The following is a 24,051-nucleotide window of genomic DNA, read 5'->3' on the forward strand; positions in this document are numbered from 1 at the left end:
ATATAAAAGCAATATATAACTGATACTTTTTAACTTTTTCTTAACACTAAATACACATCAATCTATATAGTCACTTTATGCAAAAGTTAAATTATTGTTACAAAATAGTATTATGAAGAACTTTTAATAACTATACATTATTTTCATATACAAAAAACAATATATCAGCGATGTTGCTGAAGCTATCAAGCTAGTTATAGATGCTAGCACTAGAGTTTCATTTATAACTGAATCTTCTAGCTTAATTAATACTTAAGGTAGATTACTTAGGAAAATTTTAAAAATTGGAGGTAAATTAAATGGAATATACTTTATCTATGATTTTTTTAACTGATGCTGGTGAAAAAAGTACTTTAAGTGTTTCAGGTGTTAAAGCCGGTCTTACTAAAGCTGAAGTAAATACTCTTATGGATACAATTATAACGAAGAATATTTCCATAACTAATTCAGGTGCTTTAGTTAAAAAGTCTGGTGCTCAATTAACTCAAAGACAAGTTACTAAATTTGATATAGCTTAAAAATAGTATTTCTTATTTCTTGACTTGTATCAACTCTTGTATCATTTAATAATTTATAATATTTAAACTTATCCTTCCCTAAACTTTCACTAACAAAGAAATTTGGTGAACTATAAAATTTTGTGCATTTCTTTTATTAATCGTGTATAAATAGGTATACTTTTAAGTAAAGTTTCTCCTTTAATAAGTGCTGTAGAATAATTAAGAACTTCTTCGATATCAATATTCTTCTTATTTTCATCAGCGCCATATTCAAGCATATCATCCAGAGTTACCTGAGTTCCATCTATTCTTATTGATTAAATTGCTTCTTGCAAAGTTATTGGTACTAATAATAACTCCGGATTTATTTTGGACTTTTCTAAGAGCACTTGATATATTCCTAAAAGCTTGTTTGCTTCAAGAAGCTCATTTATAAATGCGTTTACATCAATTAAGCTATCTAAATGAAGACATTAATGTACTTCAAGCAAAAGAAAATCTACATTTTTAAGAAATTCTCTTAGTATAGTTAGTACCTCCACGCCACTTCTTTCAGCTTAAACTTATTAATATATTTTGATTATGCTCGTTACACCCGCAAATTAACTTTTATCCATAAAATAAGAAGTCTGCCTCACCAAAGACAAACTTCTTTATTTTATATCAAATAAAATTTTAAATTTTTAGTCACATAATTCTAATTTTGTTTTTGCTTGTAGCTTCTTTTCATTCATTTCCTTAAAGAAAATTTCTGTTTCTTCAACTATAACTTTTCTAAGACCTATAAGACCCACTAAGTTAGGGAATGCCATACATCCATTAACTATATCAGCAACTATGAATATTAATTCAAGTGGTAAGAATGGCCCTATAGCTACAAATGCTATATATATTATTCTATAAGGTAATATTCCTTTAACACCAAAAAGATACTCTGTGCATCTTTCACCATAATAATTCCATCCAATTATTGTTGTGAATGCGAAAAATAATAATCCAACATTAACGATGAATTTTCCAAGCGCTGCAATTGGTAGCCCTGCTTGAAAAGCCACTGTAGTTAAGTCAGCTCCTGAAACTGCCCCACTCATTCCTTGGCTCCAAGATCCAGTAAGTACTATCACTAGTCCTGTCATAGTGCAAACTATTATTGTATCGAAAAAAGTACCTGTCATTGTTATTAACCCTTGTCTTGCTGGTGATTTGGTCCTTGCTGCTGCTGCTGCAATTGGTGCACTACCAAGACCTGATTCATTTGAAAATATTCCTCTTGCTACCCCACTTCTCATTGCTAATATAACTGTGACACCCGCTGTTCCTCCAAGAACTGATTGAGGATTAAACGCACTTGTTATAATTAGGCCTATGGCTGCTGGAATGGCTTTATAATTGCATACTAGAACTGCAATTGATCCAAGTATATAAGCTGCTGCCATGAATGGTACAATAAGTTCTGAAACTTTAGATATTCTTTGTATTCCTCCAAGTGTTATGGCTGCAACTAATGCTGTTACAACTACAGCTGTTACTATTAATGGTACATTATAACTTTTTGCTGCTGCTGCAATTGAATTAACTTGTCCAAATGTTCCTATTCCAAATAGTGCAACACCAATACCAAAGAATGCGAATAATTTAGCAAGCCATTTAAGACCTAAACCATTTTGAATATAATACATTGGTCCACCAGACATTTGGCCATTTTCATCGACTTCCCTGTATTTTATAGCAAGTAAGCCTTCTGAATATTTTGTTGCCATCCCAAAGAATGCTGCAAGCCACATCCAAAATAATGCTCCAGGTCCACCAGCTGAAATTGCAGTTGCAACCCCAACAATATTACCTGTACCTATAGTTGCAGATAATGCCGTACATAATGCCTGAAAACTAGATACATCTCCTTCTGCTTCATCATTATTTGCCTCATCATCTTTACCAAAAACATACTTTAATGCAAGCGGTAATTTGAATACTTGAAGTAATTTAAGGCGAATTGTTAAGTAAATTCCTGTCCCCATTAAAAGAACTAATAATGGCGGCCCCCAAACGATGCTGTCAATTGTGTCTAAAAAGTCCTTAATTGTTGATGTTGATAATAATAAATTTGATAATAACATAAAAAAATCCCCCTATTTTTTATTAGGCGGGAAAATAAGAATAAAACCAAAAATTATTTTTGGTTAATCCTATCCCCTGTCCTTTTACCTGAGAGTTTCAGTAACTTTAAATAGTTTATTTCAAGGTTTCTGAAAATAATTCACTTTAGAAACCATATTAAATTACTATAGTTACCTTGCTCCTTCGGTGCTCATAATTAAATGAGTCTCTCCAGAGTTTCGTCCAATAGCGGTCCTTATTACCTGAAAGATTCCCCTCTTCGGTGTATTACTAAATCTATTTTAATAAAAATAGATTTAGTAATAACTCTCCCACTATCTTCATCCGAACATTCTATTATTTTAATTAAATTATATATGCATTATTTTATTAACGCAAGAACTTTTACAAATTTTTATTGAATTTGAAACGTTTATTTCAAATTTAATTCGTGTTTTTTATGTGTATTTATCTATTTAAATACATAATACGAACATTAATCCATTTCCTATCCTTTCAATCATCATCCTTCTTAATTTTAAATATATAATTTAATATCATCCTTTGAGCAATAAATATTAAATTGTTATGCCTTTCTCTTGTAAAAAATTACATTGAAATAAAAACAAAAACTGTTAAAATACTATTAAATGTAGAATAATATAAAATATTTTTATAAAAGCAGAGAAAAATGCATTTATAATTGATATTCTAAATAAGGTTATTAACCTTGAGGAGATGCATATGACAGATATTTTAGTAAAAAAACCAAGCCTTAATGCTGTTCAAGTACTTTCAATGGGCTTCGCATTAGTTATTTTGGTAGGTGCCGTTTTGCTTAGCTTACCAATTTCATCAGCAAACAGAGAAAGTACAAATTTTTTAGATTCACTCTTTATATCAACTTCAGCGGTGTGTGTCACAGGACTTGTCACTTTAGATACAGGTACTCACTGGAGCAACTTTGGTAAAACAGTAATAATGCTTTTAATTGAAACAGGTGGTCTTGGTTTCATGTCTTTCACTATTTTTATAGCTATTTTATTAGGAAAAAAAATAACCCTTAAAGATAGACTTATTATTCAAGAATCTATGAATACCTTTAATATACAAGGCCTCGTTAAAATGGTTAAGTATGTCTTAGGCTTTACGATAGTTATACAAATTTGTGGTGCAGTATTACTATCAACACAATTCATCCCGCAGTTTGGATTAAAAACTGGAATATTTTATAGTATCTTTCATTCAATCTCCGCATTTTGTAATGCAGGTTTTGACTTGTTTGGAGATTATACCAGTTTAGTAAGTTACTCAAGTAATTCTACCGTCTTATTAACCATAAGTGCATTAATAATTATTGGAGGACTTGGCTTTACTGTTTCACTAGAGATATTTAATTATAGCAAAGCTAAAAGACTATCTACTCATTCTAAAATTGTAATATACATAACAGCTGTTTTAATTGCTTTTGGTTTTATCTTTATGTTACTCATTGAATATAAAAATCCTGAAACTCTTGGGTCTATGAATTTTAGAGATAAAGTACTTAATGCTTTTTTTGCTTCTGTTTCACCAAGAACTGCTGGATTTAATAGTATCTCAACTGATGGTATGACTACAGCTGGTAAACTTATGACAATAATACTAATGTTTATCGGTGGAGCCTCTGGATCAACAGCTGGAGGTCTTAAGGTAACTACATTTGGAGTACTTGCTTTTAGTTTAGTATCAGTGCTTAAAGGAAGAGAAGATACTGAAGCTTTTGGAAGGAGATTTTCTAAAGAAACAGTATATAAAGCATTTACTCTATTTTCTATAGCTATCTTATTGGTATTAACAGTAACTATAGTTCTAACTATAACGGAGCCAGATAAACTTTTTATAAATCTGCTTTATGAAGCCACATCAGCTTTTGCAACTGTAGGATTAACTACTGGAGTGACTCAAGATATAGAAACGACTTCTAAACTAATTCTTATTATAACTATGTACCTTGGCAGGGTTGGTCCATTAACAGTCATATTGGCTCTTGTCAATCGCAAAAAAAACAACAGACTTAAATATCCTGAAGCTAAAATATTAATTGGATAGGAGGAATTTGATTGAAAAAGAAACAATTTATCACAATCGGACTTGGAAGGTTTGGAGCTTCTATAGCTAAAACAATATACAGCTTAGGTCAGGATGTACTAGTTATTGATATTAGTGAAGATAAAATTCAAGAAATTGTAGATAATGTTACTCATGCTGTTCAAATGGATGCAACAGATGAAAATGCCTTAAAATGTTTAGGTGTAAGTAATTTTGATGTAGCAATAGTAACAATCGGAAGTAATATCCAAGCTAGTACAATGGTAACCCTGTTAGTTAAAGAAATGGGTGTTAAATATATAGTAGCAAAAGCTACTAGTGACTTACATGCCAAAATTTTATACAAAATTGGTGCAGACAAAGTTATTTTACCCGAACAAGATATGGGGATTAGAGTGGCTCATAACTTAGTATCTTCAAATATATTGGATCATATAGAATTATCTTCTGATTACGGTATGATAGAACTTGAGCCACCATATGAATGGATTAATAAATCATTAAGAGACATAAAAATAAGAGGAAAATATGGTATAAATATAGTTGCAATAAAGGGTGATAAAAATGTAAATATTTCTCCTTCTGCAGATTATATAATTAAAAATACGGATATTTTAGTGGCCCTTGGTTCTAATGAAGATTTAAGTAAATTTGAAAGTATAATAGTTGAAAACAAGTAGATATATATTTAATGATTATGCTGGTAAAAATTAAATATAAAGTTTTTAATTTTTACAAAATTTATAGCTACAACTATATGAATTTTTAAATCGTCATATAATCCCTGAATATGCAATTAAAACTCAGCTTTATAAAGAGGTAAATCCCCTCTAAAGCTGAGTTCACTTTTTTCAGAATGACTTTTATTTGTATCCAAATACTTTATAATAATACAATAACTATACAGAAAAATCCTTTAATTTTCATTTAGTTTTTCGCTTTTAAACTTGATAAATTTAAATACTATTGTACCGTATGTTGCTGCTAAAATTGAAGCGATCATGATACACATTTTTGCTTCAGATAATATAGCTGCATCTGTAAATGATAAAGATGAAACAAAAATTGACATAGTAAACCCGATCCCACCAAAAACACTTGCCCCATATAAATGTCTTTTTGTTACATTAGATGGAAATTTAGCTATTTTCAATTTTATTAGAACAAATGAAGTTGCAAATATACCAATTTGCTTTCCTACAAAAAGACCAAATACAATTCCTAAGGAAGCTGGTGAAAACAAATTATTCGAAAAATTATCAGTATTAATTATTATACCCGCATTTGCAAAAGCAAATATTGGCATAATTCCGAAGCTAGACCATGGTGTTAAAGTATGTTCAAGTTTATACAATATTGAGGTTTTAAATTTATGAATATTTTCTCCAATTGGCAATGTCATGCCTAGTAATACACCTGCAATTGTTGCATGTACACCTGATTTTAAAAGACAAATCCACAAAATTACACCTAAAATAATATAAACAGATGTATATTCTACCTTAAATTTGTTAGCTAAGATAAGTGTAATAAAAACTATTAACCCTAGTAAAAGCGCTATCCAAGAAATTTGACTATTATAAAATATTGCTATTACTATAATAGCGCCTAAATCATCAACTATAGCGAGTGCAGTAAGAAATACAACAATTCCTTTTGGTGCATTTTTTGCAACTAAAGAAAGCATTCCAAGTGCAAACGCAATGTCTGTTGCCATCGGTATTCCCCATCCTGTAATAGTTGGCTCATTATAGTTAAATAATACATAAATGGCTGCTGGAACAATCATTCCTCCTATAGCTGCAGATATTGGGAGTATTGTCTTTTTAAAAGATTTAAGCTCACCAAACACCACTTCCCTCTTTATTTCCATACCAACAACTAAGAAAAATATAGCCATCAATCCATCATTAATCCAATGAAGAACTGACATTGACAAAGAAAACTCTCCATATCCTATGGTTACATTTGCGTGCAGTATATGCTCATAAACTCCTGCAAGGCTTGAGTTTGCAATTATAATTGCTGCAATAGCACAAATCAAAAGAATTATCCCACTAGAAGATTCACTCTTAAAAAAATATAAGAATGGACTTAGTACTTTAGTTTTGATTTTATTTTTCACTGTTAATCCCCCTTTTTCAATACAATACTAGTTAGAATTACTTTCCAATACTTTTCATTATTAAAAAGCCCCATAAAAAAGAGGTAGGAAACACTCAAAAAAAGAGTTTCCCACCCCAGAAACTGATTGCTTGAAAGCAAATTATATAATTTGCCCAACCGTATCTAATCATATTCGTTTATTTTTACATTACTGATTATATTATAGATTAATATAATAATCAAGATTTATGCAGTATGCTCAACTAACATTGATAATTTATTCTACTCGCTCAAGGTTCTTTATCATATTTTAGCTCATATCCCAACTGACCACTAACTTCAATAGTTACATATTTAACATCATTTATTGAAGAAATCGTTGAGGAAATTCCTTCTTGCTTAAACGTGTCTCTAATCTATCAATAGTCAACCTAGTTTTTCTTAATTAGCAACTATTTGCTATATTTTTTAAATAAATCATCGAGAGCTTCTCTAAGAAGAAACGCTTCAGTTCTATCAGTTGCTTTAGATAGTCTTGATAATCTATCAAGTTGAGTTTTAGTAAAATAATTAGATTTTAACACCATACTCTCAGCTTCAGAAAGACATATTCTATTCTTACCTAATTCTTTTGCCCTAAATAATGCACTATCGGCCACTCTAAAAAGTTCAACTGCGTTTTTAGCATCTCTTGGATAACTTGCCACACCAAAGCTTAAAGTGAAATAAACATTATCATCAGAGTTTTCAACTAGGTTGAATGTATTATCCGATAAATATCTTCTTATTTCCTCAAGCTCCATAAAGCTTCTTTCAGCACCTTTTTTTACAAGTAATATATTAAATTCATCACCTGATCTACATACCATATCTGTTGAAGATAGATTGTTATTTAAAATTGAAATCAACTTTTTAATTACTTCATCCCCAGTAGAATGACCGTATAAATTATTTAAATTCTTAAAATCATCAATATCTGCAACAACTACACTGAAAGGACCTTCGTTATTAGATATTAGTTCCTCCATTTTAGAAATTAATTCCTCTTTTGATGTAAGCTTGTTATCCATAAATAACCTCCATATATAATTAAGTAATTATTAACAATTACTTTATTTCTTATAACTATACTATAACTTAATTATACTAACATCAACATATATATGAGTCAATATATACTAATCATTAAAGCTACATTTACCCCTTTACCAGTTAGATTTAAAGGTGATCTCATTTGCACATTACTTGCCTACGATGCTTCACGTGGCGAAATCTGATTTAACGTATAAAACTCTTCTGACACAACATAAGTTATTCATTGAATAAATGGTTCGCCTCCCATATTAAAAATTATTCCTTAGGACGGCTCAAATATTAACTATATATTGATAATTTAAGTATAAATATCTCAAATAAATCCAAGTAATATATATACAATAATATATACTCATAAATATATATATTGACATATATATGTTAAAATGATATGGTTATATACAGATACTAACAAAAAAATAATATTAGTAACGCTGAATCTTTTTGAACGGGAGAACCAATTTTTGGGGTGAATCTTATTTTAGGATAAGTAGGGTTATTTTTCTTCAATCCGAATCCGTCAGCTAATCTCGTAAGCGTTGAAGAGAAGTTTTTGTATATTGCTAATATACTTTCTTTAGCATACCCATAAATATTATTGCTTAATAAGCTATAGAGACTTCTCTATGGCTTATTATTTTTTATCAAGTAATTTAAAGGAGGATTTCTTATGTTAAAAGTATGTCTAATAGGACTTGGAAAAACAGGCAGAGAAATTGCAAAAATGATATTTAATCAAAGAAGTATGAAAATTATAGCTGTTATGTGTAGCCCTGGAAGCTTAAGAAAGCACATGGATTTAGGCGAAGTCATTGGAATTCAAGAAATTGGTATAAAAATAGAAGGGACTAATAAATTAGAGGAAACATTAGTACTTTGTAGACCAGACGTTGTAGTCGATTTTTCAACACCTGAAGCTACTTTAAAAAACTCTAGAATTATTTCACAAATGGGAATTAATATGATAATAGGTACTACAGGGTTTTCAGAAGCAGAATTAGATAAAATAAAAAATTTAGCCTATAGAAATCATACAGGTATAGTGTATGCTCCAAACATAACCCTTGGAGTAAATGTACTAATGATACTAACAAAATTGGCTTCAATTTTATTGAATAATTATGATTTTCAAATTTCCGAAATACATCACAAGGAAAAAAAGGACATCCCATCTGGTACCGCTTTAAAGATAGCTAATGAAATAAAAGATGGTTTAGTCTACTTAGGCAAAGATATTTCTAAAGAAAATATTCCAATTAATTCAGTTCGAGCTGGCGGTGTTGTCGGAAAACATGAAGTTTTGATTGTTGGAGAAAATGATAGAATTACAATTTCTCATGAATCCTTTTCAAGAAAAGTTTTTGCCTCTGGAGCAATCCACGCAATAAATTTTATACAAGATAAGATTGGATTCTATGAAATGAGTGATGTCTTAAGCTTATCAAAGGTAACAAAAGATTTATATGCTCTTGAAAGTAATGCCAAGGGTAATAATTTTGAAAGTCTAATAGCAACAGATATTCAATAATCTATTAGACTTTTAATATAAATATGTTAACGTTTAAAAGGAGAGAACAATTTTATGAGAGCAGATAGATGTGACTTAAATAGCAACTATTATACCAAGATCGATCGTACGAAAGCTTTTGTTGATCTAACAAATAAACGTCTGAAAATACTTAACTTGAATACTATTTCACTTCAAACTCTTAAAAGAATAATTCATTTTGCATCAAAACTTCACCTTGGAAAAGTTATATGCAATTGTGATACAGAATCTTTTGAAACTTTAATAAATGCAGGTTTCACTCAAGAAGGAAAGATTGATGGATACTTTAAGGGTAAAGATGCATTTTGTATGTCTTACTTTATTAATAGCGATAGAAAAATCTGTAGTAATTTTACGCAAAAAAATTTACTAGTAAAAGAATGTTTAAATGTACGGAATACTTATGTATACAGCAAAATCAATCCAGTATATCAAATAAGAACTGCTACCGAAAATGATATTTCTGAAATGATCAAACTATTCTCTACAGTATTTTTGACTTATCCTACTCCTATATATAATGAAGAATATTTAAGGCAAACTATGAACGATAAAGTTTTATATAAAGTTGCCGTTTTTGACGGCAAAATAGTTAGCGTAGCATCAGCTGAAATGGATAAGGAGAATTTAAACGCAGAAATAACAGACTGCGCTACCTTACTTGCCTATAGAGGCAAAGGAATTCTGGCAAACATAGTTCATTGTTTAGAATGCGATCTTAAAAATAAAGGATTCCTTACTTTATATAGCTTATGTAGAGCAATAAATCCTAGTATAAATTTTATATTAAGTAAGCAAAGTTACAACTTCACAGGTAGAATGGTAAACAATTGCAATATTTGTGGCACCTTTGAAGATATGAATATCTGGGTAAAAAATATTAATTAATAGCTAGAAAATAAGTTTTAATTATGATGTATTTTAAAAAAATAGTTGATTGCTTTTTTGCTTTTAGCGGAAGGGCAATCTTTTTTATTCTAATAAATTAGTATAAAATTTATAGAAGTTCTTACTCTTCTATAAAATTTAAAGTATCTTATACTATTAACATACGCTTATATATATGATAACATATATATGTTTGTATGATTATATACAAAATAATTTTTTCATCTAATGTATTGGGGGAATAGAAATGGAAAATAAACAGAGTACCTATAATACTTTGTTTCATTGGCATAGTTTTAAGCTAAAACTTGTTTTTGAAGGAATATGCATAGGTATCGTTACTGGTTTATTAATTGTGCTATACCGTTTAGCACTTGAAAAAGCAGGCATTGTATTAAATTATATTTATAAGCTTATATCAATTAATCACCTTATTATCTTACCATGGATTCTATTAGTGATAATCATCGGTTACTTAGTTGGATTGATGGTGAAAAATGAGCCTATGATTAGTGGAAGCGGAATTCCTCAAGTTGAAGGAGTTTTACTTAGAAAACTAGATATGAAATGGTGGAAAGTAATTTTGGGTAAGTTCTTCGGAGGCATTCTTTCAATAGGTTCTGGACTTTCATTAGGAAGAGAAGGCCCTTCTGTTCAATTAGGTGCAGCGGTTGGACAAGGATTTAGTAAAATATTTAAAAGAATAAAACTTGAAGAAAAATATCTTATTACGAGTGGTGCAAGTGCAGGACTTGCAGCCGCATTTAACGCTCCTTTAGCTGGAGCAATGTTTGCTTTAGAAGAAGTTCATAAAAATTTTTCACCATTAATTTTACTTTCTGCACTATCCTCTGCATTATCAGCTGATTTTATTGCAAGCAGTTTCTTTGGACTAAAACCAGTCTTTAATTTTGGAGATTTTGCTACACTGCCACTTAATTTTTATCTGTATGTAATTATACTTGGCATAATTGTTGGAGTGCTTGGAGTTGTATTTAATAAAGTTCTTTTAAAGACTCAAAGCTTATACTTAGAACAAACCTGGCTAAAAAAAGAATTTAGAATCATAATTCCTTTGTTATTCTCAGTAGCCTTAGGTCTTTTATTACCAGAAGTTTTAGGTGGCGGCCACGAATTAATTACATCATTAACTGAAAATAACTTTTCTTTTACATTATTAGTTATTATTCTAATTATTAAATTTGCATTCACCATGGCTAGTTTCGGTTCAGGTGCCCCTGGTGGAATCTTCCTACCCTTACTTGCGATTGGAGCACTAATTGGAAATGTATATGGAGAAATTCTTATGCATATTGCTCACTTGGACAGTATTTACATAAATAACTTTATAATATTGGCCATGGCTGGATATTTCGCTTCAGTAGTCAAGTCGCCAATAACTGGAACAATCCTAATTACAGAAATGACAGGTTCCTTTAATCATTTGCTCGCTTTAGCTATTGTTTCTATAATAGCATATATTGTAGCAGACGTTCTTGCTTCTAAACCTATATATGAAGCATTACTAGAAAAGTTTTTGCAAAATCAAGGTAATAAAACATCCATTGGTGATAATATAAATAAAGCTTTACTTGAGTTCGCTGTATGTATGGGATCAAAGTTAGATGGTAAACAGATTAAAGAAGTAAAATGGCCATCTCGCTGCCTCCTTGTGGCTGTTAGACGTGGTGAAACCGAACTAATCCCTAAGGGAAATACTATGATTCTACCAGGAGACTATTTAACCGTCCTAACTAATGAAGATAGAGTTTCCAAAGTAAATGATGAGTTCATATCAATGTCCGAAACTCCTGATACTCTAACATAAATATCTGATAGTTTAATTTATCTTAATCAAGAAAACTAAAAAGCCAGTAGAGCAAACATATAAATAATATATCGCTCTGCTAGCCTTTCTTTAATTTATGAAAAGTATTTTTACATATAATTAGCTATCTTCTTTGTTGATTAATTATTATAAACCTTGTTCATAGCTTTCTATCATGTGTTTTACCATGTTTCCACCAACATATCCATTTTGTCTTGAAGAAAGGTTTCCTTTATCAATTTGTTCATAGTCATGTAAACCTACTTCTGAAGCAACTTCAGCCTTTAATCTGTTTAATCCTTGTCTTGCCTCTGGTACTAAAGTTCTGTTTCTTCCACTGTTATTTGATGACATATACATCTACCTCCCTTAATAATATTAATTTTGTTTGGCAGTAATATCTTAACCATTACCGAAAATTATAATCTACAAAAATATTAGTAAAAGTAGTATTCATGACTTGTATTGGATTACTTTAGAATATATGCAATTACTTTATAAAACTTCTTTTACAATTGTTATCCCAATATCTTTATCATGTATTCTATATCAACACTTTCTTAAAACTTCTCCAAATTCTACTAATTATTTTACTTTAAATGTAAATAATATACTCTCTTAATTAATTTTTAATCATTATTTTAGTAATATTCTTTATTAAGACTTAATTATATATTGGAGGAATACTTCCTTTATCACTCATATAATTCTCAAGAGAAACGTGAAGTTCTTTCTTAGTGTTTACAGATGCAAAGAAAACTTCATCTAAATTTTTCACATCAAGATTTTTCAATTCTTGCTGTAACCAATCATTAGAAAGTTCAAGTTTAGCAAGCACATCTTCATACACCTTCCCATCAATTATTACCGGATACGACAATGACGAGTTCTTTTTTTCTAACTTCATGTCTTCTATTGTAATGTTTTCCTTATTAGGCTGCTTTAGTATAGATAATTTACCGTTTGCTTCAATAATCCCTAAATATACATCCTTTATATCAAATATCCCCTGTTCCCTTATCATTTGTAGTAAGTTATCTATTGAATAACGCAGTCTTTTAAGGTTTCTTTTTATTAATTTACCGTCTACAACAACTATTGTAGGTTCAAAAGTAATAATATGACCTAACTTTCTATACTTAATTACAAGTTTTGAAACTACTATCTGTAATAGTCCTATTAGTACAATCGCTACTGCAGTATGAATATGAGGTATTGTTGGATCTGCTATATCAGCTCCAACAACTGCTCCGAAAGTTATTATTACAAGAAAATCAAAAACCGGAAGTTCTCCAATTGAACGTTTTCCCATACAAAATGTTACTCCTAGCATCAGTGGCAGGATTGTTACTATTCTTACCCCTACTACTAGAAGTTCCTTAATTAATTCCATATAAATACATCTCTCCTTAATGATATCATCCGCAGTGTTAGTGTTACCAAGTAACTTAATAAACATTCAAGTTCACTTTTTGACAAAATTAATATAGACTTCTCATTATTTTTATAATGAGAAGTCTATGAAAATTTTATAAGTGTGCTTTAACTTTTCTACTTATATTTTCTCTTGGCATAAAGCCTGCTAAATTTTCCACTGGAACTCCGTCTTTAAAAATAATCATAGTTGGAACTGCTGCTATTCCATATTTTTGAGCTATTCTACTGCTCTTATCAATATCTACTTTAAAAAATTCAGCTTTATCCACCATTTCATTACTAACCCCTTCGAATACTGGGCCTAACATTTTACAAGGACCACACCATGTCGCAAAAAAATCTACAACTACCACACCTTTAGTGTTTTCAACTTTTTCAACAAACTCATTACTATTTATTATTTTAGCCATATTAAATTCCTCCATCTTCTAATTTCCAAATGATTTATAATTTCATTATAAACTCATCTTATTTTTATTTCTGTGATTTAGTTACTTATGGTAAAAAATAAATTTTCTGTTCTACTATATTAATTATTATTTACATATACCATTTATAAGCTTAATACAATATATAAATAGCATATAACAATAACAGATTCTGGTGATTTATGTCATGATCATGACTGTCATAATGAATAAATAAAAAGTTCACAAACAAAAAAATAATAGACCAATATATGTATACTGGATCTATTATTATTTTTCATGCTTATAAGTCTTAGCTTTAAATTATTCATTAGCATCTATGTTATTACTTCTACACCAATTTTTGCAGAATCCTGCTTTTTTACTACACATAACCTTCTCTGAACCACAACTTGGGCAAATGGCTCTGTCTTGATCATAATTTATTTCATAGATTGTTCCACATTCAGCACATTTATATTTGCAAAGCTTTGTAGTATAATGACCGCCGCTTATCCTTATTGCCTTGCCTTCTGTTAAAGCAGTAGCTACCTTTTTCCTTGCACTATCTATAATGTTTTGAAAAGTCTGCCTTGATACCTGCATTTTTTCAGCACACTCTTCTTGATTTAAATCTTCAATATCCTTTAATCTCATTGCTTCAAGTTCTTCTACTTTTAAAACAATTTCTTCAATTTGACATTTTGGTTTTCCCCAGGGTACAAAATAATCATCTTTCGGGAAAAATTCAACTCTTCTAAATTTTGTTGGTCTTGCCATTCTTTATCCTCCTAGGATTATCATATATTCAAACCGATATAACACCTAAATCTGCTATCACTATTTATATGTAATTATACTCAATTTAATAAAATGCTTCAAATTTGCATATATAGTAACAAAACCACAGTATTACTACTAAAAATGTGACTCTAAATTTTCTATGCATTATAAATATACATTTTATCTAAATACCATTTATTTCATGTGATTTTATATATTCATATATTATTTCTGCCGCATCACCAACAATTTCTGCACAAGGGCGTTTCTTATAATATTCATCTGTTCTTTCTTCTGGTATATAACTCTCTTTTTGAGCAGATAATCCTAAAAGATCTCTACAAACTATAGAATTATTCTTCTCCTTAAATTGTTCAGCTAACTCTTGAATTCTCTTATAATGTTCAGTTTTAGATAAACTATCCTTCGGATCACTATAACCATATTTCATACCGGCTACCATAAACATACCACTCACTGCTCCACATACCTCACGCAATCTTGCCATACCACCACCAAAAGAAGATGATAATTTAAGTGCTGTTTCAAGATCAATTCCACACTCTTCACAAAAAACTCCAAATACTGATTGAGAGCAATTGTATCCTTGCTTAAATAATTCCATAGCACGTTCCCTTATATTATCCACTTATATCTATCCCCTTTTAAAAATTTTCAATAATTCAAATCATAAAAATATTATTAATCATTTTTTAAGATTATTAGCATTTGACAATTACATATTACTCCATTTGAATTTTACTGTCAAATGCCAATAATAAAATAAATATTTATTATGAAATCATTAGGTCTTTTCAATTCCTTTGCTTTCAACTTCATTTTCTGCATCCATCATATTAACTTCATTAAATATATCTTCTATGAATTTCTCAAAGTTTTCCCTTTGAGTATGCTTATTATCTTTATATATTTCTTTTGAGGTTAATATACTATTTAATTTTTCAGCATCTAATGTGCTCAAAATTTGGAATTTGTCCTTTTCATATAAATCTCTTAAAGTTTTTCCTATTTCTAAGAGGCTTTCATAATAGATTCCACTTGAAAATCCTCTGATTCTTGATTCATTAATATATTCGCTGGCAAAAAATAAAGATTTAGCAAGCCACCCTTCATCTGCAATTCCCATTCTGGTGGTATTTGTTAAGACAAAATTCAGGTATTCTGTGAACTCAGTAAATTCACCGGTCATAGTCTTTATCCCTACAATAGGATACCATAATCCTTTGATTTTTCCGCTATTGGTTCCTGACGATCTAAAAAAAGCCAGAGTTACTTTTTCTATTCCGTAAATATATTCAATACTTACATCAATTAAGCCAATCATCCTAAAAGGTTCATTAGAATACTTATTAGCTCTGAAACTTTCATTATATATTTTTAATATTTCTATTGAATTTGACATAATACATGCCTCCTTCACTTAATCTTTTGCTTATTGCTGAATAGACCATGTGATGTTAAAGATATAATCTCGAATCACATGGCTTATATTCTAAAATTTATTCATATTTTTGATTTTTTCAAGTTGTTTTTTTATTTCTTCAATATTTCCGTAACTTTTTTCGATACCCATAAGTCTTTTTAGAAATATCTCTTCTTCGGAATTTAAATCAAGTTCTTCAAACCAAGGTCTTTCTTCTAATTCATTTTCTTTATATGATGAATAATATAAATGAATTAGAAAATCACCTATAAACCAATAATCCATCTCTCTCACATATTTTTTATTATCTATAATTCTAGCTAATCCAAAATCAATTAGCGATAATTCTTTGCTTTCTTTCAATATTACGTTAGGAAGTCTAATATCTCGGTGCACAAAATTATTATTATGCAGTACCTCTACTAATTCTAAAAGTTGTCCTCCGATTTCATAAATCTCATTTCTACTAAATTCATACCCATCCCTAACTAACAAGTCTTCAAACACTTTACCTTCTATATATTCTAAAATATAGCCTTCCCTATATTCATCTTTGAAATTTGATATAAACCTTGGGAATTTAGGATTGTTCAAACCTTGTAATATTTTCTCTTCATAGAACAATTTTTCTCTAGTTTTTTCAAGCATATCTTCTTTTAATTGTTTAATTACAAACTTTTCATATTTGTCATTGATAGCTAAATATGCTATCCCGTATCTTCCCTCACCTATTACCTTAAGAATTAAATATCCATTTACTATTTCATTGACGTGGTAATACCTATCCATATTAATAATCTCTATAGAAAATTTATTTAAAATGCTATTATCTGCTATATGATTCGCTATATGGTCTGCTGTGAGAATAGCTTGCATTGCTTCGTGATTTACTGTCGCTGCTTTGTGACCTACTGTCATTACTTCTTGATTTACTTTCATTACTCTTTGATCTGCTAGCGCTGCTTCTAGAATGACTTGAATCACTTCTTGATTTACTGTCACTACTATTAGATTTGCTTACCTTATAATAATCATGCCCTTTATATGACTCATTTTGATAAAACCCCATATAAAACACCTCTTTTGTATTTTTCAGCTATAATAAGCTATTATTTTAATTATATATTATGAAAGATATTTATGTAATGTTCCATAATTTCACCAATAATATATACTACATCTTTTCCTTTAGCAATAACTGAATTTGTCTTACATACTTGTACACATTCGCATATGATTAAAAATATATTCATTCTAAAAGTTTATAAAAACCCCTTCAAATGTCTATATACTAATTGATATATATGATACTTCTTCAGTAATCTTCATAGCTTCTTGTGAATTATATTAAAGAAATGATAAAAGCACAAAAAAGTTTTTACTTGAAAATTGTAATCTTTTTTGTGCTTTTATTAATATTCAAAGTCTATTGAACATTATACATGCCTTTACTCTGCATATACTTAAATATAGATTCGCCATGTTTTTGTTCTTCTTTTTGGATATGATTTAATACATCACGTACTTGAGTATCTTTAAATTCAAAGATAGCAGTATCATAAGTTCCAGAAACATATTTTTCTGCCATTAATAAATCTGAACATATATCTTTGTCTGATATATTACTAGGTACTGATTGAGTATTATTCATATTTTGTGCAGCACTTTGATTTTGCTGTTGATTCATTTGTGGAATATTACCACTTAATAATTGATTAATTGTATCAAGATGCTGCCTTTCAATTTGCCCATTATTATTACATATTTGTTTCAATTGATTATCTTGTGCCGCATTTGCATAATTAGAATACTTTTGTATACAAATTTGTTCATGACTTTTTTGATCTTCTAACAACATTCTTTCTTTTTGAGTTAAAGTTACATTCATAAATAAACACCTCCAAATTTTATTTTGTGGAGTTTTTATTTTTTTATGCCTTCGTAAAGATTATTTTCGATTATTTCTTTTAGTATTTGAAATTAATTACCCTATCCATATAAGTCTTTTGAATTTCATTTGTACTCCCTACTTATCTATATTTACAAAAAATAAAACATGATATAACACAACCTTCAATTTACACCTCGTTGTGTTATACCATGTTTTGTTATATTATCTATTAGTTTATTATTCGATTCAACAATTTTGTTGTCAAATGCCAAAAAATATATTGACTTACCATTTTATTTCTAATCCTACGCCTACTTCTCTAATGGGAACTGATTTATGTATTTCTGCTTTTACAATAAAAGAAGTACAATGACAAGGATATAATTCCTTTATGTTGTTTTTCTTTAAGTAGTTTATAGTTTTATTTACCTGTTCATTTACTTCAAATAAATGAAAGCCCCCAATTATGCCTAATATTCTATTATCTTTGCACACCTGTTTGGCATATTCTACAATATTACATATCCCACTATGAGAACATCCTGTAACAATGTAAATGCCATTTTCACTTTTGTATACAAGTGCTGTATCGTCCATTAAATAATCATCCACGACTGTATCCCCGTTAATTTGCTTGCCAATAGGTTTTCTACTTTCAAAATTATTGTTTTGAGGTATTTCTCCTAAAAAAATCAGATTTTTACTCACTCTTATAGGTTCTTTGGATAGAATCAAATTGCATTTTCCCTTTAAATCCTCCTGTAATATAGGAGAACAAATTTTCAAATTACTAATTACTTTTTCTTTAAATGCATCTGGGTGAGCAATTATATTAATATTATTTCTATTGCTTTGCGCAAAATAATATTGTAATCCTCTTGTATGATCATCATGACCATGTGAAATTACAATGGCATCTATATTTTTTAAATCCACACCTAATTCATATGCATTTTTAATAAATAAATCTGAATATCCTACGTCTAACAATAACTTTGTATCTTCATCTTCAATATAATATGAAACAGCAGGTTCTCCACAATAATATTGGTCAATATATGTATTGTTGTCTACTAAAACTTTTAATTTCAATTCCCTCTCCTCCACTTAACATAACTAATTTTCATATGTATTACATACTTTCTTTAATATATCAAGTTAAAATTCTAATCTAGAATTTGCTACATAACATCTGCAATTAAATATTCTTGCCATTCCATCATTCCTTACACACTTTTCTCTTTATTACTCTTTTATAATAACTTAAGCCTATAAACACTATCCATAAAACAACTCCACTTAAACTTACTAATTGAGCCATCCTAATACTTCCTAGCATTAAACTATCCGTTCTCATTCCTTCGATTATAAATCGGCCTATTGAATATAAACCAATGTATGTAAAAAATGCTGCGCCATTGACCTTGCTTTTTCTTAATATAACCATTAATATCACAAACACTAATAGATTCCAAGTTGATTCATATAAAAAAGTCGGATTATAATATGTTCCATTTATATTCATTCCATTTTGAATAAACATTGGAAAATGCTTAATAAATTCATAACTTACAGCATCTCCATGTGCTTCTTGGTTAAAGAAATTCCCCCATCTCCCTAAAGCTTGTGCTAAAATAATTGAAGGGGCCGCAACATCTGCAAATTTAATAAAACTAAGTTTCTTAACCTTTGTATATATTAATGCTGTTCCTAATGCGAAAATCAGACCTCCATGTATAGCTAGTCCACCATTTCTTATATTTATAGCTTCAATAATATTATTTCTATAATGATCAAATTCAAAAATTACATAATATAATCTTGCACCTACTATACCAAATGGAAGAGATAACAATACAATATTTAACAAATTATCAAAATCAGCATCTCTCCATTTACAGTTATATTGAGATATAACTATTCCGAGTACAATGCCGGTTGCAATTAATATACCATACCACCTAATATCGAAGCTTCCAATTGAAAATGCTACTGGATTCATAATTCCACTTCCTATCTTTTATTTTTTTATTTTCTCTATAACCATAGCACACGCTCCTACTGCTATAGATGTGTCTTCAAAGTATCCGCTATCTCTAAATTCAATATCATTACTTTTTATATGACATTTTTCAAAAGCGATTTCCTTCGCTGTATTATAAAATAACTTTGAACATTCCACTAATGGGCCACTTAGAATTATTAATTCAGGGTTAAATAACTTCATATAGTTTGAAAGTCCAACTCCAAAATATAATGCTGAATTCTTAATAATATTCATAGCTATTTCATTGTTTTGTTCTGCTAAACTGCAAACATCTCGATAATTAAGGTTATTTAAATCTTTGTTTAATCCAACTGGATTAATTTCCTTCATCATGCTAATAAATCTTTGTGTTATATTTGATATTGACACATAGCTTTCTATGCATCCATAATTACCACATGAGCATAACTCTCCATTAACTTCAACAATCATATGCCCAAAAGCATCTTCTGAATTATCAATTGTACGAATTAAAGTACCGGATGATATAATACCTGTTCTAATGCCCACACCACAGTTTATATATGCAATATTGTCTTTACCTTTTCCAATTCCAAATTTATGCTCCCCAATAACAGCTGCATTAGCACCATTATCTATACATATTGGTACATCAAATTCTTTACGTAAAGTTTCATATAAAGGGTATATTTTGAATCCACTAAATATACCTATTCCAATTCCAACAATTTCTGATTTTTCTATTTGCAATCTCATACATAATTCTTTTATAGTACTAGGTATAAATTCAGAAATAGTCTCAATATTATATTCATTACTTAATAACCTTTCTTTTATTATTTTTAATTTCAAGTTTGTTATAACAACTTTAGTGTAAATACGAGAAATGTCTATTCCAATTATATAAAGTCCCTCTTGATTTATATCATACAAACTAGGTTTTCTACCGCCTGTAGATTCTCCTATATGACTCTCTACAATAATTTTTTCATCAAGTAATATTTTAAGTTCTCTATTCAATGTCGTTAATTTTATATTGCTTTTGCTTGCTAATTCATTTTTAGCTATAGGACCGTTCTCTTGTATAATACGAAAGATATATTTACACCTATCATTTAATGATTCAAAGCTTTCAAATGCTTCCAGCACACTCACTTCCTTTCTCATATAATAGGATATCACCTTTTGACCATTTTGGAAATAAGATTAAATCTATTTTAACAAACGCTATTGCTATTATCTTTCCTTAATTTTATTACATATTGCTTCATTCCTTCTCCATATATGCCATCTAAATTTCCAGGATAATAAGCGTCTTCTTTCATTTCTCTTTGTAACTCAAAAATATATCCAAAACATTCTCGGTCACTTTAGAACTTGGACAATCATCAATGGTTATATAATAGCTATTATTATCAATTGATAATACACTTCAATAGTTATACCTTGACTTTTCTTGCATATAAATATATTATATTATTGATTTGTTTATCAAATGATAATACTTATTTAAATATGGGGGAGTTTTATATGAATGCAAAAGTTAAAGCTGCAAGATTATCTCTTTTTTCAAATAGCATCCTAATAACTTTAAAGTTAATTGTAGGGCTTGCTACTGGTTCAGTAAGCATAATATCCGAAGCCATACATTCGACTATGGACTTATTAGCCTCTATAATAGCGTTTTTTTCTGTTAAAATATCTGATAAGCCAGCTGATGATATACATCCTTACGGGCATGGAAAAGTAGAAAATATTTCTGGTGTAATTGAGGCCCTCCTTATACTAGTAGCTTCTGTTTGGATAATAGTTGAAGCAGTAAAAAAATTAATAATTCCTGGAGAAGTAGAATCAATAGGACTTGGCTTTATAGTTATGTTTATTTCTTCTGCTATAAATTTTGTAGTTTCTAGAAAACTATACAAGGTAGCTAAGCAAGAAGATTCCATAGCCTTAGAAGCAGATGCCCTTCACTTGAAGGCTGATGTTTATACATCATTAGGTGTGGGAATTGGTTTGTTCCTTTTATGGATAACTAAATTTAACTTTTTAGATCCAATTGTAGCTATTTTAGTTGCTATATTTATATTAAAAGAAGCTATTGAGCTATTAATATCTGCATTTAACCCACTTTTAGATGTCAAATTATCTAGTGACGAAATTAAAGTTATTGAAAACAGTATAAATAAATTTTCTGCTATTTACTGTAACTACCATAACTTTAAAACAAGAAAATCCGGACGAGTTAGATATATCGAATTACATTTGGTTTTTCCTGAAAACATGCGAATTAAAGATGCGCATGACGTATGTGATAAAATTGAAAATGATATAAAGAACTCTTTAGATAACTCTGAAATTATGATCCATTTAGAATCTTCTGAAATTAGTTCTAGTTGTGATAACTGTAAAAATAAATGTGATTAAAATTACAATTTTAATTATATTCTCGATATAATCATAAAATTTATATACCTCTATAACACAAATAAAGCGATGGATTAAACATATTCCCTCGCTTTATTTATTAATTCACCTTAATTATTAATTACAATTATTTAAATTGAAAATGTTCATAGTTAAAAATTAAAACCCTAAACTTGCTATTCTTAAATTGCTTTTTTAAATTTTCCCTCATTGGTTTAGGCCCACAAAAATACACGTCTACGACATCTTTTATATTTACAGATTTGCTTATTTCTTCTACTGATAAAAATCCTTTTTCCTTTGAATTAAATAGGTGTATTCTTAGGTTATCCTTACTTAAAGCTTGTAATTCATCTGTATAGGCACCTTCTTCTGCATTATTGTATGCATAGAAAAAGTCTACAGAAAAATTATCATCTATATTAGACTGAGCAAAACTTCTAAAAGGTGTTACACCTATTCCACCTGCAATCCATATTTGATTTTTTGCCCCAGATTTATAATCAAACTTACCATGTGGTCCTGACACTATAAATTCAGTTCCTATTTTAAGTTTCTCAGTTAATACTTTAGTATCATCTCCTAGTGCTTTAATTGTAAATTGAATTTCTCCTTTTTTAGGCGCCTGACTTATTGTAAATGGATGGGATGGAAATTTACTATCCTTATTTAATACCTTTAAGAATGCAAATTGCCCTGGTTTAAAATCTATGTCATTTCCAAGTGACGCTCCAGTTATCTCTAAAGTTCCATTTGCTACCTTTTCTAAATTCTGCACTTTATATTTATATTTAAATGAAAGTTTTTCATAGAAGAATATACTATATGCTACAGATACAATTCCTATTAAATTTATAATGTCTAGCCATACGGAATATGGTTTAAAAGAAAATACAGCATAAGTTGCACTTCCATAATAATGATAAATTCCAAAAGCATATGGAATAATCATAATTTTATGAATGACTTTCCATCTTTCATAATTTAATTTTTTTGCAACAAGAGCAATAAATATAAGAGCTATAAATAAATACATACTAAATGACCCAAACATTGCATAAGGATCCTTTACTCCTTTTATCCCTAATCCCCTTTCAGTCTTTTTCCCAATATCTATTGTGACATTATGAAGTATAACTAGAACAAGTGCAGATATACTTAAATATTTATGATAAATATACGACTTATCTAAGCCGTCAAATAAATTATCTAATATTTTATGCCTAGTAGAAATAAAATTAATAAATGCAAATGCAACTAAAGAAAATGATGCTAATAATTGAGAATATCCCGTCATAGGTGAAATCTCTCTTACTGGTTCCATAAATAGCCAGGCCATCCAAGTTATCACTATGCTTAACAGAACAATTATAATCCCTAATTTCTTTTTCATAAGTACCTCCTATAATTTAAAAATAAATAATCGTATTTAATATTTAATCAGATAAATAATACTAATAATCTATAAATAATTATTATTTATAGATATAATTCTATAAC

Annotated in this window: 24 protein-coding genes, 3 riboswitches and 1 other annotated feature; of the genes, 7 read left to right on the forward strand and 17 right to left on the reverse strand. The window is 29.2% G+C overall.

Going from position 1 to position 24,051, the window contains the following annotated elements:
* Positions 1 to 299: 299 nt before the first annotated feature.
* On the forward strand, positions 300 to 518 hold the full coding sequence (locus CLCHR_RS19635; RefSeq protein WP_079441610.1) for a DUF2922 domain-containing protein: 219 nt from the start codon (positions 300 to 302) through the stop codon (positions 516 to 518).
* Positions 519 to 628: 110 nt separating this feature from the next.
* On the opposite strand, the gene CLCHR_RS19640 is transcribed toward CLCHR_RS19635, so the two are convergent.
* A complete protein-coding gene (locus CLCHR_RS19640; protein WP_341456929.1) occupies positions 629 to 814 on the reverse strand; it encodes a Fic/DOC family N-terminal domain-containing protein in 186 nt (61 codons plus the stop codon).
* Between the two features lie 369 nt (positions 815 to 1,183).
* Entirely contained in the window at positions 1,184 to 2,617 is a 1,434-nt protein-coding gene (locus CLCHR_RS19645; RefSeq protein ID WP_079441612.1) for an alanine/glycine:cation symporter family protein, read from the reverse strand.
* A 74-nt stretch (positions 2,618 to 2,691) separates the two neighbouring features.
* Positions 2,692 to 2,834: riboswitch (glycine riboswitch) on the reverse strand.
* A gap of 3 nt (positions 2,835 to 2,837) precedes the next feature.
* Positions 2,838 to 2,942, reverse strand: a riboswitch (glycine riboswitch).
* 399 nt (positions 2,943 to 3,341) lie between these two features.
* Between CLCHR_RS19645 and CLCHR_RS19650 the strand changes: the two genes are divergently transcribed.
* Together CLCHR_RS19650 and CLCHR_RS19655 are read left to right on the forward strand one after the other, a co-directional pair.
* Positions 3,342 to 4,688, forward strand: coding sequence for a TrkH family potassium uptake protein (locus CLCHR_RS19650; RefSeq protein WP_079441613.1), 1,347 nt, complete (start codon positions 3,342 to 3,344; stop codon positions 4,686 to 4,688).
* Positions 4,689 to 4,699: 11 nt separating this feature from the next.
* Positions 4,700 to 5,368 carry a potassium channel family protein gene (locus CLCHR_RS19655; protein ID WP_079441614.1) on the forward strand — a complete coding sequence of 223 codons (669 nt, stop codon included), beginning with the start codon at positions 4,700 to 4,702 and terminating at the stop codon, positions 5,366 to 5,368.
* A 236-nt stretch (positions 5,369 to 5,604) separates the two neighbouring features.
* Here the strand turns inward: CLCHR_RS19655 and nhaA are convergent, their stop codons facing one another.
* Both nhaA and CLCHR_RS19665 read right to left on the reverse strand, forming a co-directional pair.
* A complete protein-coding gene (gene nhaA / locus CLCHR_RS19660; RefSeq protein ID WP_079441615.1) occupies positions 5,605 to 6,813 on the reverse strand; it encodes a Na+/H+ antiporter NhaA in 1,209 nt (402 codons plus the stop codon).
* Between the two features lie 104 nt (positions 6,814 to 6,917).
* Positions 6,918 to 6,973 (reverse strand) — a sequence feature (sodium ion sensor (DUF1646 type); this cis-regulatory element may regulate processes involved in with the transportation of sodium ions).
* 273 nt (positions 6,974 to 7,246) lie between these two features.
* A complete protein-coding gene (locus CLCHR_RS19665; RefSeq protein ID WP_079441616.1) occupies positions 7,247 to 7,864 on the reverse strand; it encodes a GGDEF domain-containing protein in 618 nt (205 codons plus the stop codon).
* Positions 7,865 to 8,311: 447 nt separating this feature from the next.
* Positions 8,312 to 8,443, forward strand: a riboswitch (cyclic di-AMP (ydaO/yuaA leader).
* 116 nt (positions 8,444 to 8,559) lie between these two features.
* Between CLCHR_RS19665 and dapB the strand changes: the two genes are divergently transcribed.
* The 3 genes from dapB to CLCHR_RS19680 all read left to right on the forward strand — a co-directional run bounded on the left by dapB (position 8,560) and on the right by CLCHR_RS19680 (position 12,154).
* A complete protein-coding gene (dapB, locus tag CLCHR_RS19670; RefSeq protein WP_079441617.1) occupies positions 8,560 to 9,417 on the forward strand; it encodes a 4-hydroxy-tetrahydrodipicolinate reductase in 858 nt (285 codons plus the stop codon).
* 54 nt (positions 9,418 to 9,471) lie between these two features.
* Positions 9,472 to 10,326, forward strand: coding sequence for a putative beta-lysine N-acetyltransferase (ablB, locus tag CLCHR_RS19675; protein ID WP_079441618.1), 855 nt, complete (start codon positions 9,472 to 9,474; stop codon positions 10,324 to 10,326).
* A 247-nt stretch (positions 10,327 to 10,573) separates the two neighbouring features.
* The gene (locus CLCHR_RS19680; RefSeq protein ID WP_182629409.1) at positions 10,574 to 12,154 is read left to right on the forward strand and encodes a ClC family H(+)/Cl(-) exchange transporter; all 1,581 of its coding nucleotides are present in this window, start codon (positions 10,574 to 10,576) and stop codon (positions 12,152 to 12,154) included.
* 147 nt (positions 12,155 to 12,301) lie between these two features.
* Here CLCHR_RS19680 and CLCHR_RS19685 read toward each other — a convergent pair whose 3' ends face one another.
* The 12 genes from CLCHR_RS19685 to CLCHR_RS19735 form a co-directional block, all read right to left on the reverse strand.
* On the reverse strand, positions 12,302 to 12,508 hold the full coding sequence (locus CLCHR_RS19685) for an alpha/beta-type small acid-soluble spore protein (RefSeq protein WP_079441620.1): 207 nt from the start codon (positions 12,506 to 12,508) through the stop codon (positions 12,302 to 12,304).
* Positions 12,509 to 12,818: 310 nt separating this feature from the next.
* Positions 12,819 to 13,547 (reverse strand): DUF421 domain-containing protein, encoded by a 729-nt coding sequence (locus CLCHR_RS19690; RefSeq protein WP_079441621.1) that lies wholly within the window; start codon positions 13,545 to 13,547, stop codon positions 12,819 to 12,821.
* A 136-nt stretch (positions 13,548 to 13,683) separates the two neighbouring features.
* Positions 13,684 to 14,001, reverse strand: coding sequence for a thioredoxin (trxA, locus tag CLCHR_RS19695; RefSeq protein WP_079441622.1), 318 nt, complete (start codon positions 13,999 to 14,001; stop codon positions 13,684 to 13,686).
* Between the two features lie 321 nt (positions 14,002 to 14,322).
* Positions 14,323 to 14,778 carry a DUF134 domain-containing protein gene (locus CLCHR_RS19700; RefSeq protein ID WP_079441623.1) on the reverse strand — a complete coding sequence of 152 codons (456 nt, stop codon included), beginning with the start codon at positions 14,776 to 14,778 and terminating at the stop codon, positions 14,323 to 14,325.
* 187 nt (positions 14,779 to 14,965) lie between these two features.
* Positions 14,966 to 15,430, reverse strand: coding sequence for a C-GCAxxG-C-C family protein (locus CLCHR_RS19705; RefSeq protein WP_160360097.1), 465 nt, complete (start codon positions 15,428 to 15,430; stop codon positions 14,966 to 14,968).
* A gap of 156 nt (positions 15,431 to 15,586) precedes the next feature.
* On the reverse strand, positions 15,587 to 16,204 hold the full coding sequence (locus CLCHR_RS19710; RefSeq protein WP_079441624.1) for a hypothetical protein: 618 nt from the start codon (positions 16,202 to 16,204) through the stop codon (positions 15,587 to 15,589).
* Between the two features lie 90 nt (positions 16,205 to 16,294).
* Positions 16,295 to 17,227 (reverse strand): serine/threonine protein kinase, encoded by a 933-nt coding sequence (locus CLCHR_RS19715; RefSeq protein ID WP_242966158.1) that lies wholly within the window; start codon positions 17,225 to 17,227, stop codon positions 16,295 to 16,297.
* 116 nt (positions 17,228 to 17,343) lie between these two features.
* Entirely contained in the window at positions 17,344 to 17,478 is a 135-nt protein-coding gene (locus CLCHR_RS25520; RefSeq protein WP_278337017.1) for a hypothetical protein, read from the reverse strand.
* 173 nt (positions 17,479 to 17,651) lie between these two features.
* Positions 17,652 to 18,113, reverse strand: a complete 462-nt coding sequence (locus CLCHR_RS19720; RefSeq protein WP_079441625.1) for a spore coat protein — start codon at positions 18,111 to 18,113, stop codon at positions 17,652 to 17,654.
* A 288-nt stretch (positions 18,114 to 18,401) separates the two neighbouring features.
* Entirely contained in the window at positions 18,402 to 19,208 is an 807-nt protein-coding gene (locus tag CLCHR_RS19725; RefSeq protein ID WP_079441626.1) for an MBL fold metallo-hydrolase, read from the reverse strand.
* Between the two features lie 127 nt (positions 19,209 to 19,335).
* Positions 19,336 to 20,118, reverse strand: a complete 783-nt coding sequence (gene lgt / locus CLCHR_RS19730; protein WP_079441627.1) for a prolipoprotein diacylglyceryl transferase — start codon at positions 20,116 to 20,118, stop codon at positions 19,336 to 19,338.
* An 18-nt stretch (positions 20,119 to 20,136) separates the two neighbouring features.
* Positions 20,137 to 21,291: an ROK family transcriptional regulator gene (locus CLCHR_RS19735; protein ID WP_079441628.1), complete on the reverse strand. Its 1,155-nt coding sequence runs from the start codon at positions 21,289 to 21,291 to the stop codon at positions 20,137 to 20,139.
* A gap of 363 nt (positions 21,292 to 21,654) precedes the next feature.
* Here CLCHR_RS19735 and CLCHR_RS19740 point away from each other — a divergent pair, with 363 nt between their 5' ends.
* Positions 21,655 to 22,551 (forward strand): cation diffusion facilitator family transporter, encoded by an 897-nt coding sequence (locus tag CLCHR_RS19740; RefSeq protein ID WP_079441629.1) that lies wholly within the window; start codon positions 21,655 to 21,657, stop codon positions 22,549 to 22,551.
* A 127-nt stretch (positions 22,552 to 22,678) separates the two neighbouring features.
* Here CLCHR_RS19740 and CLCHR_RS19745 read toward each other — a convergent pair whose 3' ends face one another.
* Complete coding sequence (locus CLCHR_RS19745; RefSeq protein ID WP_079441630.1) at positions 22,679 to 23,944, reverse strand: ferredoxin reductase family protein; 1,266 nt, start codon at positions 23,942 to 23,944, stop codon at positions 22,679 to 22,681.
* Between the last annotated feature and the right edge of the window lie 107 nt (positions 23,945 to 24,051).

It is taken from the genome of Clostridium chromiireducens, from assembly GCF_002029255.1.
GTDB classification, from domain to species: domain Bacteria; phylum Bacillota; class Clostridia; order Clostridiales; family Clostridiaceae; genus Clostridium; species Clostridium chromiireducens.

Bases quoted from the DNA above. Each gene is read 5' to 3' on its own strand.
- CLCHR_RS19635 (WP_079441610.1), top strand. From the start codon at position 300: ATGGAATATACTTTATCTATGATTTTTTTAACTGATGCTGGTGAAAAA.
- CLCHR_RS19645 (WP_079441612.1), bottom strand. From the start codon at position 2,617: ATGTTATTATCAAATTTATTATTATCAACATCAACAATTAAGGACTTT.
- CLCHR_RS19650 (WP_079441613.1), top strand. From the start codon at position 3,342: ATGACAGATATTTTAGTAAAAAAACCAAGCCTTAATGCTGTTCAAGTA.
- CLCHR_RS19665 (WP_079441616.1), bottom strand. From the start codon at position 7,864: ATGGATAACAAGCTTACATCAAAAGAGGAATTAATTTCTAAAATGGAG.
- dapB (WP_079441617.1), top strand. From the start codon at position 8,560: ATGTTAAAAGTATGTCTAATAGGACTTGGAAAAACAGGCAGAGAAATT.
- ablB (WP_079441618.1), top strand. From the start codon at position 9,472: ATGAGAGCAGATAGATGTGACTTAAATAGCAACTATTATACCAAGATC.
- CLCHR_RS19680 (WP_182629409.1), top strand. From the start codon at position 10,574: ATGGAAAATAAACAGAGTACCTATAATACTTTGTTTCATTGGCATAGT.
- CLCHR_RS19685 (WP_079441620.1), bottom strand. From the start codon at position 12,508: ATGTCATCAAATAACAGTGGAAGAAACAGAACTTTAGTACCAGAGGCA.
- CLCHR_RS19690 (WP_079441621.1), bottom strand. From the start codon at position 13,547: ATGGAATTAATTAAGGAACTTCTAGTAGTAGGGGTAAGAATAGTAACA.
- trxA (WP_079441622.1), bottom strand. From the start codon at position 14,001: ATGGCTAAAATAATAAATAGTAATGAGTTTGTTGAAAAAGTTGAAAAC.
- CLCHR_RS19700 (WP_079441623.1), bottom strand. From the start codon at position 14,778: ATGGCAAGACCAACAAAATTTAGAAGAGTTGAATTTTTCCCGAAAGAT.
- CLCHR_RS19710 (WP_079441624.1), bottom strand. From the start codon at position 16,204: ATGTCAAATTCAATAGAAATATTAAAAATATATAATGAAAGTTTCAGA.
- CLCHR_RS25520 (WP_278337017.1), bottom strand. From the start codon at position 17,478: ATGAATATATTTTTAATCATATGCGAATGTGTACAAGTATGTAAGACA.
- CLCHR_RS19720 (WP_079441625.1), bottom strand. From the start codon at position 18,113: ATGAATGTAACTTTAACTCAAAAAGAAAGAATGTTGTTAGAAGATCAA.
- lgt (WP_079441627.1), bottom strand. From the start codon at position 20,118: ATGAATCCAGTAGCATTTTCAATTGGAAGCTTCGATATTAGGTGGTAT.
- CLCHR_RS19735 (WP_079441628.1), bottom strand. From the start codon at position 21,291: ATGAGAAAGGAAGTGAGTGTGCTGGAAGCATTTGAAAGCTTTGAATCA.
- CLCHR_RS19740 (WP_079441629.1), top strand. From the start codon at position 21,655: ATGAATGCAAAAGTTAAAGCTGCAAGATTATCTCTTTTTTCAAATAGC.
- CLCHR_RS19745 (WP_079441630.1), bottom strand. From the start codon at position 23,944: ATGAAAAAGAAATTAGGGATTATAATTGTTCTGTTAAGCATAGTGATA.